This window comes from Atopobium deltae, from assembly GCF_001552785.1.
In the GTDB taxonomy this organism is placed as follows: domain Bacteria; phylum Actinomycetota; class Coriobacteriia; order Coriobacteriales; family Atopobiaceae; genus Atopobium; species Atopobium deltae.
In genome coordinates, this window is record NZ_KQ959508.1 from 1 (window position 1) to 715 (window position 715).

1 protein-coding gene is annotated in these 715 nt (G+C 43.6%); it reads left to right on the forward strand.

The genetic code is table 11. The annotated features are described in order from the left end of the window. Window positions 1-158: 158 nt before the first annotated feature. Window positions 159-506: a hypothetical protein gene (locus HMPREF3192_RS05115; protein ID WP_066306103.1), complete on the forward strand. Its 348-nt coding sequence runs from the start codon at window positions 159-161 to the stop codon at window positions 504-506. Window positions 507-715 lie beyond the last annotated feature (209 nt).

A 715-nucleotide genomic window follows, 5' to 3' on the forward strand; every position in this document is an offset into this window, starting at 1 on the left:
AGCAACCCACCAAGCGCTGCATAAGAGGTTCCCAATGCTTGAAGACGATGCGCTTGTAGCCATGTATGGATTTACTAAGAGTGCATGGTGGCAAGCACAAAGCGCTTATGACAAAGCACAAGCAGACTTTGAAGACAAACTAAACCAGGAGGATGAGGATGAAGGATAACTACGACAAGATCCGTGATTGGATTGAAGACACAATAGATAAGCTTGAGGAACTCAATAGGCTGCGTCCTAAATACTACTTTAAAGAGAATCTGGAAGAAGCTGGGTTTAAAGATCTTGAGGACAATGTATCCTTTGAGCTTGGTTGGGACGTGTTTGATTACATTTCAGCCACTATAAAAATGCATTTATATGATGAGGATGTATATATCCATACTGCTTCAGGGGTTAGCTTATTCGACTGGGAGTTTGAACTGAACAACCATAGAAAGCAGGTGCTTGACACCACAATGAAAGAGATTTGCGAGGAGCAAGTGGCACGCTGGATTAACTATTAAAAGACCCCTGATTTCGGGCGCAGAGGTCATCCGCCAGATCCAAAGCTATAAGCAAAAGACTCAAGTTGCATTATACAATAATCCCCCTGATTTTGCGCATGTCCGTCTAGTGGGAAAGTCTACTTTCAGGGGATTACTGTGCAAGCAGTATAACACAACACCGCAGCAACAAAGCAAAGCCGTCTATCCAACCCAGAAAGATAGACGGC